A 16,639-nucleotide genomic window follows, 5' to 3' on the forward strand; every position below is an offset into this window, starting at 1 on the left:
TCTCAACTCCTGGCCCCGACGATCCTGAGGGCGTCGGTGTACTGAGCTGTGCATGTACCGGGATTGCGAACGAGAGGATCACGAGGATTTTGCCAGTAGGCCTGGACCACTTCCGCGCAGGCATAGGCATCTTCTTCATGAAGTTGGCTCCTATAGCCGGTTTCGAATTGCACCATTTTTTGTGCTGTTTCAGGAGATACGTTCAGCAGGTCACATACCTTCCTTTCGGCAAGCGGGAGATCTCGGCTGAGATACTCCCAACCGGGCATGTCCCGCATGTAAGAGACCAGCCAGTAGTAGTGGAAGACAAGCATCCTGTGCAGACCGATGTGAACGCGGCGATCGTCAGGTAGTGGCGTGTTTCCAGCCGCTGTATAGGCTTCTTTTAGCATCGTCGACCAATACAACCTCTGGACATTCGGCAGGTCTTTGTAGTCGTCTGGAAAGTGCTGAAGCAAAGAAAACATCCAAAAGTACTGTTGGCAGTGGCGAGACTCGTGATACAGCGTGTCGGCAAATGCCTTGAGGCGGTTATCCAGCAAGGTCGGCTGGTGCTTGAGTTCGACGATGTGCGCGATCTCGCTCTCGTTGACGGCGATAAGCCAGTACTTCCCGATGAACGCGGCACTGACGTCCTGTCGCAGGTTGTACTGCGTTGTCCGCTCTGGATCGGCTATCACGATCTGTGGCATGCCATCACTAGTTTCCGGACTAGCGGCATCGCGTCGTGGTAATCCAAAGGGCCCGGCACCAAGCGCGTCTTCCAATTTCGGCATGACCGCGTTTTGAATCATTCTTATCGAATCGGCAGTCAACGGCCACGCCACCCCGCCCCAATCGATCCCCTGCAGCGCAGCCTTGATCGCAGCCGCATAAGCCTTGGTCACCGGGTATTCGACACCCTTGCGCATCGACATACCGGCGGGCGTGTCACCCTCGGTCGCACCGTTGACGAAGTGATAAAACCGCAGCCCGAAGTTCATCGGATCGCACGAGACGAATTCGGGTCGTTTATCTTCCGTCGTCGCGCTCTCGTTCGGAGAGGCCACGGCCTTTCCTGCGACCGTGGCACTGCGTTTCTCGGCATTGGGTACAGCGCCAGCGAATGACTCGTTCGCCGCCCTGATCACCGCGCCTCTGCTAACCGCAATCACTTTATCCGGCTCGCTCGCGGCAAGCAGTTCTACCGTCGCGAACGCAAGCATGTTGCTGGTGACGAGACTCGCCTCGCCAAGCGCGTTGGTCACACCCTGAATCAGCCGACCATCGTCGAGCGTGATCCGGTACGGCTGGTTCGGCAGCGCAAAGCCGGAATCGTGTTCGATCAGCACATGATGCGCCGCAAGCCTGCCGGGACTCTCTGGCGTGACGGGCAGACTGACAGGCCGTGCCGCTGGCCCGTCGGTCCGATGACCGCTCGCATGGACCCGATGCTCGCCACCCGTATAGACCTTGTACCCGTCCGAATTGATGACCACTTTCGTATTACCAGCATGCAAGACGATTTCCCTGCTGGCCATCAGATTGATCGAATCGGCTCTGCTGATGATGTTGACGACACGTTGCGCGATGATCTCGACGTCGTCGTTTTGCGCGTCGATCTGCACCTTGCCCGATGCGGCCTTGAGCCGGATGCCGAGATGTTGCGCAAACACCCGCACGCCGTTGACCGCCGACGCCAGCAGCGATTTCACCGCCGCGACGCTGACGTGTCCGCCCGCGCTGAGCGCGATGTGTTCGGCACTCGCCACGTGCGTGCTTTGCGCTGCCGTGAGACCGAGACCCGCCGCGCTGGCCAGCACCAGGTCGGGCTGGGTCAGTTGCGGAAAGGGAAGCTCCGCGCTTGCCTTGCCGCCGCGAATCGCGTCGTTCTGCGCCTTGATGGCCCGCGCGACTTCGCTTTGACTAGTCTGCTGTTCCTGTGCCTCGTGCCGCCGCGCGAGACTCGCGAGGTTCTCGTGGGTGTCGCGCGCCTGAGTGAGGCGCGCCACGGTCTCGCCGGCATCCTTTGCCGGGGTGCTAGCGCCGTGACGTGCCTCGGTGGTGATCAGCATGCCTCGGTTGGCTCGCGCGACACCCCATGCGTTCGTCGCCAGTTCCCAGCCTTCACCGCGTGCCTGCTGCCGGCCTGCGTCGCGCACGACATGCGTGTTGTAGCCCAGCACGAGGCGCGACTGGGCGTGGTCGCTGGCGATCTGTGCCTGCAGTTGGCCCGGCGTGTCATCCAGTACGACGTGATTGGTCTGGCTCGCACAGCCCGCCTTGAGCTCGCTGCTAAGGATGCCCGAGAGCGCCTGGTTGTCGGGCAGCCTCCAGGGCGGCTGATTCTGGCCGTTGACCATCCGGTCCGACACGTAAGGCTTGTCCGGGTCGCCTTCGTGATAACTGACCGTGACCTCCTGACCGATGCGCGGCGGATAGATCGCACCGAAGCCGTTGCCTTGCCACGGCGACGACACCCGCACCCAGCAACTGGCGCTGTCGTTCTTCGGGGCAAGCCGCTCCCACGCAAAGCGCACCTTCACGCGTGCATATCCATCGACCCATATCGGCTGATCCTCGGGGCCGACCACGATTGCCGTTTCCGCCGCGCAACGCGGCTTTTTCTTCGGACGGTTTTTGAAGAACGTATTGGCGGGTTGGAGCACGAAGTCGGTCGCGCACTGGTGCAGCGCATCGTTCGTGTCCGCGCCGGGTGACTGCGTGTTCTGCGGTGCATTACGGATATCGAGGGTCGTCGATACGACCAGGTACTCGGCGTTGACTTCCCGCAGCGGATGGTTGTCGAGCCAGAATGTTTTCCCGGTTGTCAGACCGCGCAGATTCCCTTGACCCTTCAGCCGCAGACGATGACCGCGCATTGCATCGACACGCACGCTCGCGAGGTGCCCGGCTTCATCGCGGAAGTCGCTCCGCTCACCTGACAGTCCCGTCGCACCCGCAAGCGGCTGCGAATAGTCGCCCCAACCGTATTGCTCGATGTTGTCGTGGGCCTGCTCACTGTGGCTCTCGTACTCGCCCTCGAAGCGCGCGGCGGGGCGCGTGTAGTCGTAATCGATCAGGCTGACCTTGCCTGGCGTGATCTGATGCGATACCTCGAGCTTGTGAACGTGCTCCTCGTCGACGTGCCTGCTGTCGGGCGCATGGTAGCGCAGCGTGTCGTATGCGTTGTCGTGTCGTTTGTGCGAGCCGGGCGAATCGCACAGTACCAGCGTCATTCCGTCGAACAGGTAGTAGATTCCCCATTCTCTCCAGATCCGCGTGAGGAAATCGAAGTCGGATTCCCACATCTGCCGGATATAGTCCCGCTTCGGGTAGCCGTTGCGCAGGCCGGGCGCGCCGAGTTCCATCACGACCGGGAAGTGATATCGCTCCTTGAGTACCCGGTCAGTGATGTCCACCACGCTGGCGTCCTGGAAGATCCTGCTGTCGCAGTTCTTCGTGGCCAGCCACAGCCAGGGGCGGACGACGAGGCGGTAATAGGCGCGCCGTTCATCGGTACCCATCTGTTTGATGCCTGTGATGAGGCCCGACATCGTGCGGCGGCCGGCGCTCGCGTGTGCCACGTCGCCGCGTACCAACCCATGACGACCGAACAATCCGTTGCCGTCGAAAGCGATCGAAATGTCGATGACCTTGCCGATCAGGCGATCAGGCACGACGAGTTCCTGTGCTTGCCACACTCCGAGCGTCGGACTTTCGATCGTCGCGACATCGAGCGTGTATCGATAAAGTTTGCCCAGGGTTTCGGCGCCGCGCAGACGGAGCGGCACCAGCACAGGCGCATTGCCCCATGTGGGTAGTGCGTCAGAGGAAAGACCCAGGATGTGTTCACGGGGGTGAGCAAGTTCTCGCAATTGGCACGCTCACGATGCAGTCAGAATCGCGCCGCAGCCCGTGCCATTGCCTGCGAGCCGGATCATTGGCCGGCCGTTGCCGTTCGTCATCGTCGTTCCTTGTTATGTGCGAACGACAAGTATCGGGACGGAGATGGCCCGCGGCGATCGGAATTGGATGAATTTTTAGCGTGACTAGGCAATAAATTTGATTCGTCGGGCGAAGTGCTTCGAAAGCAACGGCGTTCCGTATTCCCCGGCAAGGCCAGCAACGCCGGCGGTGTCGCCACGTCGGGTCTGGAAATGAGTCAGAACGCTATGCGCATCTCTTGGCCGCGCTAAGAAGTCGATGCACGTCTGCACGACATCATGCGCAGCATTCATGAAGTCTGCCTGCGACATGGCCGTCGCGACGACGGTTCGGTCAGCTATGTGAACGGGACGAATATCGCCGGCTTTGTGAGGGTCGCCGACGCAATGCTGGCACAAGGCGTGATCTGAACGACTGGTGGGATGCCAGCGCAATTGCTTGCCCCCGCGACTACTCAACGTCTGGGGCACGCGGGGGTAGAGCGCGCGTCGTCAGCGAACGACGCGCGCCCTTCGCTCAGAAGAACCCAAGCGCCTCCGCCTGATAGCTGACCAGCAGACACTTCGTCTGCTGATAATTCGACAACGCCATCTTGTGCGTTTCGCGCCCGATCCCCGACTGCTTATAGCCACCGAATGCCGCGTGCGCCGGATACAGGTGATAGCAGTTGGTCCAAACGCGTCCCGCCTCGATCTCGCGTCCCATCTTGTAAGCGCGCGTCCCATCGCGCGTCCATACGCCCGCGCCCAGGCCATAGTACGTGTCGTTCGCGAGTTCGATCGCTTGCTGTTCGTCCTTGAACGTCATCACCGAAGCGACCGGCCCGAAGATTTCCTCCTGGAACACGCGCATATCGTTGTTGCCGAACAGCATTGTCGGCTTCACGTAGAAGCCCTCGCCGAGACCGGCGCCGGGCGTGGCGCGCTCGCCACCGACGAGGCACTGCGCCCCTTCGTCCCGGCCGATGTCGATATACGACAGGATCTTGTCGAGCTGCTGCTGCGAGGCCTGCGCGCCGATCATCGTTTCGAGGTTCAGCGGATGGCCGGCCTTGATGCGTTCCACACGGGCGATCGCCTTCTCGATGAAGCGCTCGTAAATCGACTCCTGAACCAGCACGCGCGATGGGCACGTGCAAACCTCGCCCTGATTCAACGCGAACATCGCGAGACCTTCTAGCGCCTTGTCGAGGAATGCGTCGTCGCGATCGAGCACGTCGGCGAAGAAGATGTTCGGGCTCTTGCCGCCGAGTTCGACCGTCGACGGAATCAGGTTGTCCGCGGCGGCGTGCAGGATGCGCCTGCCGACCGGCGTCGAGCCGGTGAACGCGATCTTCGCGATGCGCTTGCTGGTGGCGAGCGCTTCGCCCGCTTCCCTGCCGAAGCCGTTGACGATATTGATGACCCCGGCAGGCAATAGATCGCCGATCAGTTCGATCAGCACGAGTACCGAAGCCGGCGTCTGTTCGGCGGGTTTCATCACGATGCAGCAGCCGGCCGCGAGGGCGGGCGCGAGCTTCCAGGCGGCCATCAGCAGCGGGAAATTCCACGGGATGATCTGGCCCACCACGCCAGCCGGCTCGTGAAAGTGATAAGCGACCGTGTTGTCGTCGATCTCGGAGATGCCGCCTTCCTGCGCGCGGATGCAGCCCGCGAAATAGCGGAAATGATCGACCGCGAGCGGAAGGTCCGCGGCCATGGTTTCGCGCAGCGGCTTGCCGTTATCGATTGTCTCCGCGACCGCGAGCAGCTTCAGGTTCTTTTCCATGCGCTCGGCCACCGCGAGCAGCAGGTTCGCGCGCTCCGTCACCGACGTCTTCGCCCATTTGCGGCGCGCCGCGTGCGCGGCGTCGATCGCGAGGTCGATGTCCGCGGCGGCCGAGCGAGGCACGCGGCAAAACGGCTGCCCGTTGATCGGCGACACGTTGTCGAAATAGTCGCCGCCGACCGGCGGCACCCACTTGCCGCCGATGTAGTTTTCATAACGCTGGCGATAGGGATACTCGATGTCGATGCCAAGAGCTTTCAGGTCAAATGGATTCATCACTTGTCTCCGTTTTGTGATGGTGATCGGGTGACTGCGCGGGACCACATCAGGCAGGAACCATACCAATGCATCGACATGCGAAATTTCAGGGATCGGGCTGGGCTATTAAGCGGAAGTGTTCCGTTTCGGAACAGATGCGCGGGCAGCGGTTGTTCAGAATCGCCGCAGATTCGGCCGACGCTGATGCAGATCAACGATGCGGGCCCGCGCGGGGTCACGGCGGGCGTCGGGCGGACTGGCAAACGGAGTATTCTGTCGACATGCATCAAAGCGTCTGGCACGACCCGGGCGCATTCAGGAGGAGACAATGCGCGACGACGTTCATCCGGTCAGCCCGGCGGCGGCTAACCGCTCCAAAGCGTGGCCTGCCCCGGCGATCCAGAAAGCGCACGAACGCTCCGAGACGTTCGGCCTGCGCGCATCGTTCCGGCCGGATTACGACATCCTGTCCGATACTGGCCTCGCGTTGAAGCGCGAGCAGAACCAGGTGCTGTGCGCGCATGCGATGCCGGTCATGGAGACGCTGCGCGAGCAGATCGTCAATACGCAAAGCATGATCGTGTTGACCAACGCCGAAGGGTTGATCCTGCATTCGATCGGCGACGACGACTTTTTGCATCGCGCGGAAAAAGTGGCGCTGCGGCCTGGCGCGAACTGGGCCGAGGATCGTCAAGGGACCAACGCGATCGGTACCTCGCTCGCCGAGGGGTGTGCGATGGTCGTTCATGGCGATCAGCACTATTTGGCGGCGAACCGCTTCCTGACCTGTTCGAGTGTGCCGATTCTCGATCCGTATGGAGATCTGATCGGCGTGCTCGACGTGACGGGCGACCACCGCAGCTATCACCAGCACACGATGGCGCTCGCGAAGATGTCGGTGCAGATGATCGAAAACCATCTGTTCTCGACTGCGTTTCGCGACGTGCTGCAAGTGTCTTTTCACGGCCGGCCGGAGTTTCTCGGCACGCTGATGGAAGGGATCATTGCGTTTACCGATGATGGTCGCTTTCTGTCCGCGAACCGGAGTGCGCAATTTCAGTTGGGCTTGTCGCTCGCTGCGTTGCGCGCGCATACGCTGTCGTCGCTGTTTCAGATCTCGTATGCGCAACTGATCGACCGTTTGACGCATGGCGTTGCGCCGCATCTGATGCTGAATCTGCACAACGGTGCGGTGGTTTGCGCACGTGGGCAGTTCAGGCGGGCGGCGTTTGGGCTGGAGCGCGGGGCCGTTGAGGTGCAGCGTGCAGCCGCACCGCGACCGGTGTGTGCGAAGGCGCGTCAACCGGCCGCGGGACTATCGCGGCTGAGCGATCTCGATACCGGTGATGCTCGTGTGTCCGCACTGATTGCGAAGGTTCGCAAGGTGCTCGGCAAGGATATTCCGATTCTGATCACCGGCGAGACCGGTACCGGCAAGGAGTTGCTCGCGCAGGCGATTCACAACGATTCGCCGCGACGTGATGGGCCGTTTATTGCGGTCAACTGCGCTTCGATTCCAGAGTCGCTGATCGAATCCGAGCTGTTCGGGTATGAAGAGGGGGCGTTTACCGGCGCGCGGCGCAAAGGGGCGATCGGCAGGCTGATGCAAGCGAATGGAGGCACGCTGTTTCTCGATGAGATTGGGGATATGCCGTATTCGTTGCAGGTGCGGTTGCTGCGTGTTTTGCAGGAGCGGATGGTGACGCCGCTTGGGGCGATGCTGTCGGTTCCTGTCGATGTCTCCGTTATTTGCGCGACACACCGCAACTTGCGCGAGATGATTGCGCGGAATCAGTTTCGTGAGGATCTCTACTATCGGATCAACGGGCTTGCGGTTCGGTTGCCGGCGTTGCGTGAGCGGAGCGATCTGGCGGTCGTCGTTCAAAAGATGCTGCAGTGGGAATCAGTGGAAAGCGGGGGGCGACAGGCGCTTAGCGTTGCGGCTGATGTGATGGCGGCGTTCGGGCGGCATGCGTGGCCGGGTAACTGCCGGCAACTGGCTAATCTGCTGCGGACTGCGGCGGCGATGGTGGAAGAGAACGGGGTGATCCGGTGGGAGCATTTGCCGGATGATTTTTTGGAGGATGTTCGTGGTGCGGGTTGTGGCGGCGACGACGCAGGTCAAGGTGACTCTGGCGTATCGGCCGTCGCCGACGTTGCGAATGCGGACGCGCTTGCCACAGGCGAAGCGTCGGTGCGCGACGGCGCGCGGCTGCAGGATGTCGCCGCATCAGTCGTCGCGATGACGCTGGCGCGGTACGGCGGCAACGTTTCGGCGGCGGCGCGTGCGCTTGGCGTGTCGCGCAACACCATTTACCGGAGGATGCCAGCGGCGCAGTCGCAGTCGGGACGGAGCGCGGAAAAGGATTGACGCGGAAGTTTTCGCGGGCCCAATCGATCATGGCCGGGAGACCGGCCATTGTTTTTTCTATAAGTCGATTTGGATGCCAGCGTGTCCCGGCGAACTACAACTGCTTACACATCTCACAATAGCCGGGTCCACCGACTCGATGGCATCGGCGTTCTTGCAGGCACATACCACGGAGCCAGCAATGACCACCAACCTGCCTTCCGATTCATCCGCGCGCAGCCGCATTCATCCTCTCGTCGCCGGAGCTGCCGTTGCTGTGATTCTCGCCAGCGGCACCGGCATTGCCGCAATGACCGGTCTGCTTCCCACATCCCGAGCGCTAACACCGCCGCCGTCGCAAACTGCATCGGTTGCGGTGAAGCCGGCCAGCACGCCGCTCGACTCGGCTAAACCGTATGCGGAGCAACAAGGCACGCGGACCAACACGGTGAGCGAATCCCATGTTCATCCCCACCACAGCAGTGCGTCGTCGCCCGCGCCCAGATACGCGCATGACGATAGTTACCGTGATGTCACGCAGCCGCCATCTCGACCCGTTGCCGTCGACCCTGATGCAGGTGAAGTCGTCGCGGTCAACGCGGTCCAAACGCAGGAGCCGACCACCGGACTCGGTGCGGTAGGCGGTGCGGTGGCGGGCGGGCTGCTGGGCAACCAGGTTGGTCAAGGTCGCGGCCGTGTTCTGGCGACGATAGCGGGTGCGGTGGGCGGCGGCCTTGCCGGTAACGGCATCGAACATGCGGTACGCAAAGCTGCCACCTACCAGGTGCAGGTCAGGATGCAGGATGGCAGTTATCGAAACTTCAACTACGACAATCAGCCTCCCGTTCAGGCTGGTGAGCGGGTGCATGTCTATGGCGATTCTCTGAGTGCTTCGTAAGCACGCAGAGAACTGGAGGGCACGAGGCCTTACAAACGGTTACCAGACTGACACTTCACGTTTATTTGCCAACCAGAGCTACACATACAATCGATATCGCTAAATCGCATCAACAACCGATGCCAGCGAACAGGGAGAGAAACATGAAGCGCAGCTTCATTTTGTGGATTGCAGGCGTTTGCGCTGCGTGCGCTTCCAGCGCTGCGCTGGCTCATGTCGACTTTGGTGTTTATCTTGGCGCGCCGGGGCCGGTTTATGTCGCGCCGCCTCCGGTGGTCTACGAGGCGCCACCCGTGACGTACGTGCCTGCTCCGGCCTATGGCTACGGTTACGGCTATGGGTACCAGTACAACGACGACCGTGACAGGCACTGGCGCCATGACCATGGCTGGCACAGGGGCTCGGAGCACCGTCATCACGGGGACGATGACGACTGATCTGGCAGGCCATTCGATGGTTGGAAGCTCGCACCCATGGCAACAAAAAGCCCTGGCGCAGAAAGACCGCCAGGGCTTTGCTCATCTGCGAGTCTGTTTCATCTATTAACCATCCTCGCCGGCACACTAATAGCAAGCAAACCGCCGAGCACCATGAACGCCGCGAGCATATACATCCCTGAGTCATTAGCCGCGGTAACCTCTTTCAACCACCCCACAGCATAAGGACTAAGGAACCCCGCCAGGTTCCCAATGGAATTAATCATCGCGATCCCCGCGGCCGCCCCGGTCCCAGCAAGAATCGCCGTAGGCAAACTCCAGAACAACGGCAGGGTAGTGAGGATGCCCATCGTAGCCAGCGTCAATCCGGTCATAGCAAGCACGGTGTTATGCGTCCAAACGACGGAAAGCACGAGCCCCACAGCACCAAGAAACGCCGGCACCGCAATATGCCACCGCCGTTCCCTCGACCGGTCCGCACTCCGCGCAACGAACACCATCGCCACGACAGCCGCCGCAAACGGCACCGCCGACAGCAAGCCGATCAAAAACGCATCGGTAACGCCGGTCGATTTGATGATCGTCGGCAACCAGAAACTCACCCCATAAAGCCCCATCACAAACGAGAAGTAGGTGAGGCTGAACATCAACACCCGTCCGTTAGTGAGTACCTGCCGAATCGGCATATCGTGCTTGGTCGCTTCCTCGGCCGACACCTGACTCTCGAGCAACTGTTGCTCTTCCCGGGTAAGCCACCTGGCGTTCGAAATCCGATCGTCGAGCACCACGAACACGATGATCCCAACGAGCACCGAAGGTATCCCTTCGAGCAGAAACAGCCACTGCCACCCGTGCCACCCGTTCACGCCATTGAAGTTCTTCAGGATGTACCCCGACACCGGCCCGCCGATCACCCCAGACAGCGCAATCGCCGTCATAAACCAGGTCGTCATCCGCCCACGCCGATGCGCCGGATACCAGTAGGTGAGGTACAAAATAATCCCAGGAAAGAACCCCGCTTCGGCAAGCCCGAGCAAAAAGCGCATCACGTAAAACATCGTCGGCGTGGTGACGAACATCGTCAGCATCGATATCACGCCCCACGAAACCATGATCCGCGCGATCCAGACACGCGCGCCGACCTTATGCAGAATCACGTTGCTCGGCACTTCGAAGATGAAATAGCCGATAAAGAAAATCCCCGCGCCGAAGCCGTACACCGCATCGCTCAAGCCAAGATCCGTGCTCATCCCCAGCTTCGCGAAGCCAACGTTCACACGGTCCAGATACGCAACGATGTAGCACAGCATCAACAGCGGCGCGAGCCGCCAGGTAACCTTGCGATAAGTCGCCTCTTCGAAGGTCGAAGGCGGCGCGCCAGCGCCGGGATGGTGGAGCGGATCTGCAGGACTAGCCATGACTGTGTCTCCTCTTGTTATGGAATTGAAATGCCACCCGCCGGTCGATTCTATCCGCACCAGGCCATTTGCACGACGAATCGATATTGGGGGAAAACACTGAATGCGCACGCAGCGCGTGCGCAGCGTCAGACCCATCACTACACGCAGCGCCCGCCATCCACTTCGAGGCACACGCCGGTAATGAACTCCGCCTCATCCGAAGCCAGATACAGCGCCGCATTCGCAATATCCTGCGGCGTCGAAAACCGCCCGAGCGGTATCCCCGCGAGGAACTTCTGCCGATTCTGCGGCGTATCCTCGACCCCCATGAACTCGGACAGCAGCGCGGTCTCACCGATTACCGGATTCACGCAGTTCACGCGAATCCGCTGCGGCCCGAGTTCGACGGCGAGCGACTTGCTGGCGACGATCACCGCGCCCTTGCTGCCGTTGTACCAGACGAGCCCCGGCCGCGGCCGCACGCCCGCCGTCGACGCGATATTGATGAAGCTGCCGCCGCCTTGCTCGCGGAAATACGGCACGAACTCCTGCACGCTCCAGTAGATGCTCTTTACGTTCACCGCATAGACCCGGTCGAACTCGGCCTCGGTCACTTCGAGCACCGGCTTGTTGCGATGCGTAGTGCCCGCGTTATTGACGACGATCTGCACGCTGCCGAAGTCTTCGAGCGCGGCTTCGCGCAGCGTGCGCCAGTCGTCGCGATGCGCGACGTTGCCGGGCACCGCGATCGCTTTTCCGCCCGTAATCGCGATCTCGCTCGCGACGCGTTCGGCGGCCGGCCCGTTGAGGTCGTTGACCACGACGTTCGCGCCTTCGCGCGCAAAGGTCTTCGCGATGCCTTCGCCGAAACCCGAACCGCCGCCCGTGACGATGGCCGTTTTACCTGTCAACCGCATGATGTCTCCGTTGTTTGTGATGGATAGAGCGATGCGTTGCTGCATGTAACGCGCTGGTCGCGCTGATCGCGAGCGAGCCCTGCCGGATTCGCTAGCCGTGGCGGATCGCGATCGTCTTCAGCACCGTAAAGCCATACAGTGCCTCGAAGCCTTTCTCGCGGCCATGCCCCGAATGCCTGACGCCGCCGAACGGCAACTCGACGCCGCCGCCCGCACCATAGTTGTTGATGAATACCTGGCCCGAGCGCACGCGTCGCGCGAGCCGCATCTGGCGCGCGCCATCGCGTGTCCAGATACCGGCGACGAGCCCGAACTGCGTGCCGTTCGCGAGCGCGAGCGCTTCGGCTTCGTCGCGGAACGACATCGCGGCGAGCACCGGGCCGAACACTTCGTCGCGCGCGAGGCGGTGGCTCGCGGGGACGTCGCGCAGCAAGGTCGGGGCTTGGTAGAAGCCGCTTTCAGGCGCTTCGGGAATCACTTCGCCGTGCGCGGCCATTGCGATGCCGTCGTGTTGCGCGTCCGACAGGAAGTCCCACACGCGCTGCTGCTGTTTCGCGCTGATCAGCGGCCCGCAGTCGAGGTCGGCTTTCGACGGCCCGACGCGCAGTGCCTGAAAGGCGCTGCTGAGCCGGTCGAGCAGCGGCTCGTAAATGGCCTGCTCGATCAGCACGCGACTGCCCGCCGAGCAGGTTTGCCCGGCGTTCTGCACGATCGCGGAAATCAGCACCGGCAGCGCGGCGTCGAGATCGGCGTCGGCGAAGACGATTTGCGGAGACTTGCCGCCGAGTTCGAGCGTGACGGGGACGTGGTTTTCGGCGGCCATCTGCGTGACGAGCTTGCCGGTGTCTGGCGAGCCAGTGAACGAGATGTGATCGATGCCCGGATGACGCGCGAGCGCGGCGCCCGCTTCGTGGCCGTAGCCGGTGACGATGTTCAGCGCACCGGCCGGCAGGCCGGCTTCGGCGGCGAGTTCGGCGACACGCAGTACGGAAAGGCACGCGTCCTCGGCCGGTTTGACCACGCACGCATTGCCGGTCGCGAGCGCCGCGCCGACGCTGCGCCCAAAGATCTGCATCGGGTAATTCCACGGCACGATGTGGCCGGTCACGCCGTGCGGCTCGCGGATCGTCAGCACCGTGTAGCCGGATTGGTAGGGCAGGGTCTCGCCGTGCAGTTTGTCGGCCGCGCCGGCGTAGAACTCGAAGTAGCGGGTGAGGGCAGCGGCGTCGGCGCGCGCCTGCTTGAGCGGCTTGCCGGTGTCGCGCGCTTCGAGCTGTGCGAGGTCTTCCTGGCGCGCGGCCACCAGCAGCGACAGCCGGTACAGCACGCGGCCGCGCTCGGCGGCGGCGAGCGCGCCCCAGGCTCCGTCGAACGCGCGGCGCGCCGCGTGCACGGCGGTGTCGATATCGGCCTCGGTGCCGCGCGCGATGCGCGTGAACGGCTGGCCGTCCGATGGATCGAGTACGGCGATCGATTCGCCGCCGGAAGCGGCGCACCACTCGCCGCCGATGAAATGCCGTGCTTCTTCCATGCATGCTCCTTGATGACGTGCGGCCGGCGTGCGGCGGCGCGGGTTCGAAGGGGAGACACAAAACGGTAGAGACGCGAAGCGAGACTCGCCAGACGATTATCGCGCCGATCCGACCGCGGATGCCACCTGCCGATTGGCTATAATGGCGCATTCCGTACGGTCCGGTGCGCGGCCCCGTCGTTCGGGGCGAGAGGGCTTCAGGGCCTGGCGTTCGCGGTTCGCACGCAGTTCGCACCGCATCCGCAGCCCGCGCGCCGTTCGCCGCCTTCCGATTTCCATCCCCTTCAGAGAGCGCTCATGAGCTTCAATCACGTTCCCGCAGGCAAAGACCTTCCGCACGATTTCAACGTCATCATCGAAATCCCGGCGCAAAGCGACCCGGTGAAGTACGAAGCCGACAAGGAGCTGGGCCTGCTCGTCGTCGACCGTTTCATCGGCACCGGCATGCGCTATCCGGCCAACTACGGCTTCATTCCGCAGACGCTGTCGGGCGACGGCGACCCGGTCGATGTGCTGGTGATCACGCCGTTCCCGCTGCTGGCAGGCTCGGTCGTGCGTGCCCGCGCGCTCGGCATGCTGCAGATGACCGATGAATCGGGCGTCGACGCGAAGCTGATCGCCGTGCCGCACGACAAGATCTGCCCGATGACGGCGAACCTGAAGTCGGTCGACGATGTGCCTGCTTACCTGAAGGACCAGATCAAGCACTTCTTCGAGCAATACAAGGCGCTCGAGAAGGGCAAGTGGGTCAAGGTCGAAGGCTGGGCCGACGTCGATGCCGCCCACAAGGAAATCAGCGAAGGCGTGGCGAACTACAAGAAGTAAGCGCACCACGGTTCATCCGCTCGCTGCATGCAGTACGAAAACCGCGCCAGTCCGCAAGGACCGCGCGGTTTTTTTATGCGCTTTGCGGCGCGCATAACCTGAACGCATCGCTTCGATGAACGGAACGCATTTTTATATTTAGGTGTAAACCCTTATCATTCGCCGCACGACCTCGCGCGCGAACTCACGGCATCGACGCGCGTTTCCATCACTTCAACAAGCACTGTCCGGATGATGAACCGCAGCAAGTCCCACTCGACATCGCCGCGCTGGTCGACCCGGCTGAATTCGGTCGTCACCGCGATCTATCGCAAGCGGCCGGTCTGGATGGTGTCGTTCGCGGCGAGCGAGGCGAATCTGTCGGAGGGCTTGAGGGCCGCGTGCGCATCGACGGCGATGCTCGCGCTCGGCAACGTGCTGCACGATCCGGTGTTCGCGTGGGCCGCGATCGGCGCGTTCTGGACCTGCCTCGCCGATGCGGCCGGCTCGAACCGCGCGCGCTTCATGTCGATGATGGGCTTCGCGCTGCTGTCGACGCTGTGCGGCGGCATCGCCGCGTTCGCATCCGCGTCGGGCACCGCTTGGGCCGCGCTCGCGGTGCTCGCGTTCACGACGCTCGGCGCGTTCGGCCGCATCTGGGGCGCGGCCACGTCGCAGGTGACGATCCTCGCGGCGACCGCCTGCGTCGTGATGGTCGATCGGCCGATGCACGACGCGCGAGCCGGTGTCGAGTTTCTCGGCGTCTATCTGCTCGGCTGTCTGTTCGCGATCGTGCTGAGCCTGACCGTGTGGCGCATCCATCCGTTCGGCGCGAGCCGCGCGTCGCTGCGCGCGGTGTATCTGCGCCTCGCCGATATATCGTTCGATAGCGCACGGCTCGTCGGCGCACGGGCCGCGCCGCGTGAGTGGGCCACGCATGCCGCGCGCTTTCGTGCCGATGCGCGCGCGTCGCTCGAACGCTCGCGCGACGCGCTCGCGAACGTGCCCGCATCGAAAGCAGGCGGCGCGGCCGTCTACGACACGCTGCTCGGTTTGCTGACCGATGGCGAAGCGTTGTTCGCTTATCTGATCGCGGTGTCGGGCGCGGGCGAGAAGGTGCCCGACGATCCGCGCCGCACGCAACGCGCGGTGCGCCTGCTCAATGCGATCGGCGAAGTGCTGAGCGACATCGGCAGCGCTACCGGCGACGCGCGTTGGGAACGTCTCGCGGAGCCGCAAGCGCGTCTGCGACGTCTCGCGCATCGGCTCGAAAGCGCGCTGCTCGAACCGGTGAAGCTGCAATCCGGTTTCGAGCTCGTCGATTTCGCGCCGCGTGAGGTGCATGCGGAGCCGTGGAGCGCATGCGTCGCACGTTATACGGCGCGCGCATGGTCGACGCTGAAGGCGAACCTGTCGTGGCAGTCGGTCGGCTTGCGCCACGCTGCGCGTGTCGGCGTGACGACGACCGCGGGCTTCGTCGTGATTCGGGCGCTCGGTCTGCCGTTCGGCTATTGGGCGACGATGGCCACTCTTCTGATCCTGCAGCCGTCGATCGCCGCGACCTGGCCGCGCAGCATCGAACGCGCGGCGGGCAGTATCGTCGGCGGCGTGCTCGCGGCGGCGATCGGCTACGCGATTCATTCGCCGCTCGGCATCTCGCTTGCGGTGTTCCCGCTCGTGATGGCGACGATGGCGCTGCGCCCCGTCAGCTACAGCCTGTTCGTGCTGTTCCTGACGCCGACCTTCGTGCTCGTCGCCGACTTCGCGACGCCGGGCGCCAACGAACTGTCGTTCGCGCTGACGCGGCTCGGCAACAACGTGCTCGGTTGCGTGCTCGCGCTGCTCGCGACCTTCCTTCTGTGGCCGACGCGCGAGAAGCTCGACCTGCGCGTCTATCTCGGCGACGCGGTGCGCGCGAATCTCGCGTATCTGCGCGCGTCGCTCGAAGCGCCGCGGCACAGCGGCAAGGAGATCGAGCAATTGCGCCGCGCCGCGGGTCTCACCAGCAACAACGCGGAAGAAGCGATCGGCCGCGTGCGGCTGGAAAAGCTCGAGGACTCGATGGCCGACACCGTCACGCTGACCGTGCTGAGTCTGCTGCGGCGGATGGCCGGCACCGCTACGCAGTTGCGCCTCACCGCGAACCGTCGCGACATGCATAGCGAACTCGACGAATGGGTCGTGGCGATGAGCGAGGCGATCGAGGCCGCGCTGAACCGCACGTTGCGGCCGGTACGGCTCGAGTTGCCCGCGCGCGAGCGGTTGACGTCGCTGGAAGCGGATGTGGTGGGCGAGCTCGCGCGCGTGCATCGGCTGCTGACGGAGAGGATGCGCGAGGCGAGGGGGTAGC

10 protein-coding genes and 1 pseudogene are annotated in these 16,639 nt (G+C 62.9%); 6 read left to right on the plus strand and 5 right to left on the minus strand.

The features are described from left to right. Positions 1-2: 2 nt before the first annotated feature. The gene (locus AB3X95_RS32490) at positions 3-3,779 is read right to left on the minus strand and encodes a type VI secretion system Vgr family protein (RefSeq protein ID WP_368623444.1); all 3,777 of its coding nucleotides are present in this window, start codon (positions 3,777-3,779) and stop codon (positions 3-5) included. A 312-nt stretch (positions 3,780-4,091) separates the two neighbouring features. On the opposite strand from AB3X95_RS32490, the pseudogene AB3X95_RS32495 reads away from it, so the two are divergent. Next, a pseudogene (locus AB3X95_RS32495) lies at positions 4,092-4,337 on the plus strand (glutamate dehydrogenase); the annotation flags it as partial. Positions 4,338-4,443: 106 nt separating this feature from the next. Here AB3X95_RS32495 and AB3X95_RS32500 read toward each other — a convergent pair. After that, positions 4,444-5,970, minus strand: coding sequence for an aldehyde dehydrogenase family protein (locus AB3X95_RS32500; RefSeq protein ID WP_368623445.1), 1,527 nt, complete (start codon positions 5,968-5,970; stop codon positions 4,444-4,446). Positions 5,971-6,280: 310 nt separating this feature from the next. Between AB3X95_RS32500 and AB3X95_RS32505 the strand changes: the two genes are divergently transcribed. The 3 genes from AB3X95_RS32505 to AB3X95_RS32515 all read left to right on the plus strand — a co-directional run bounded on the left by AB3X95_RS32505 (position 6,281) and on the right by AB3X95_RS32515 (position 9,637). Then, the gene (locus tag AB3X95_RS32505; protein ID WP_368623446.1) at positions 6,281-8,323 is read left to right on the plus strand and encodes a sigma-54-dependent Fis family transcriptional regulator; all 2,043 of its coding nucleotides are present in this window, start codon (positions 6,281-6,283) and stop codon (positions 8,321-8,323) included. 181 nt (positions 8,324-8,504) lie between these two features. Next, positions 8,505-9,200 (plus strand): glycine zipper 2TM domain-containing protein, encoded by a 696-nt coding sequence (locus AB3X95_RS32510; RefSeq protein WP_368623447.1) that lies wholly within the window; start codon positions 8,505-8,507, stop codon positions 9,198-9,200. A 143-nt stretch (positions 9,201-9,343) separates the two neighbouring features. Then, entirely contained in the window at positions 9,344-9,637 is a 294-nt protein-coding gene (locus tag AB3X95_RS32515) for a hypothetical protein (protein ID WP_368623448.1), read from the plus strand. A gap of 98 nt (positions 9,638-9,735) precedes the next feature. Here the strand turns inward: AB3X95_RS32515 and AB3X95_RS32520 are convergent, their stop codons facing one another. From AB3X95_RS32520 to AB3X95_RS32530, 3 genes are all read right to left on the minus strand, one after another. Then, complete coding sequence (locus AB3X95_RS32520; RefSeq protein ID WP_176121199.1) at positions 9,736-11,055, minus strand: MFS transporter; 1,320 nt, start codon at positions 11,053-11,055, stop codon at positions 9,736-9,738. Between the two features lie 140 nt (positions 11,056-11,195). Then, positions 11,196-11,954: an SDR family oxidoreductase gene (locus AB3X95_RS32525; protein ID WP_176121200.1), complete on the minus strand. Its 759-nt coding sequence runs from the start codon at positions 11,952-11,954 to the stop codon at positions 11,196-11,198. Positions 11,955-12,045: 91 nt separating this feature from the next. Then, positions 12,046-13,485 (minus strand): aldehyde dehydrogenase family protein, encoded by a 1,440-nt coding sequence (locus AB3X95_RS32530; RefSeq protein WP_176121201.1) that lies wholly within the window; start codon positions 13,483-13,485, stop codon positions 12,046-12,048. 297 nt (positions 13,486-13,782) lie between these two features. On the opposite strand from AB3X95_RS32530, the gene ppa reads away from it, so the two are divergent. Both ppa and AB3X95_RS32540 read left to right on the plus strand, forming a co-directional pair. Beyond that, positions 13,783-14,310 carry an inorganic diphosphatase gene (gene ppa, locus AB3X95_RS32535; protein WP_013088778.1) on the plus strand — a complete coding sequence of 176 codons (528 nt, stop codon included), beginning with the start codon at positions 13,783-13,785 and terminating at the stop codon, positions 14,308-14,310. A 231-nt stretch (positions 14,311-14,541) separates the two neighbouring features. Next, positions 14,542-16,638, plus strand: a complete 2,097-nt coding sequence (locus tag AB3X95_RS32540; RefSeq protein ID WP_368623449.1) for an FUSC family protein — start codon at positions 14,542-14,544, stop codon at positions 16,636-16,638. The last annotated feature ends 1 nt before the right edge of the window (position 16,639 follow it).

The organism is Paraburkholderia sp. BR13444, assembly GCF_040948755.1.
In the GTDB taxonomy this organism is placed as follows: Bacteria; Pseudomonadota; Gammaproteobacteria; order Burkholderiales; family Burkholderiaceae; genus Paraburkholderia; species Paraburkholderia youngii.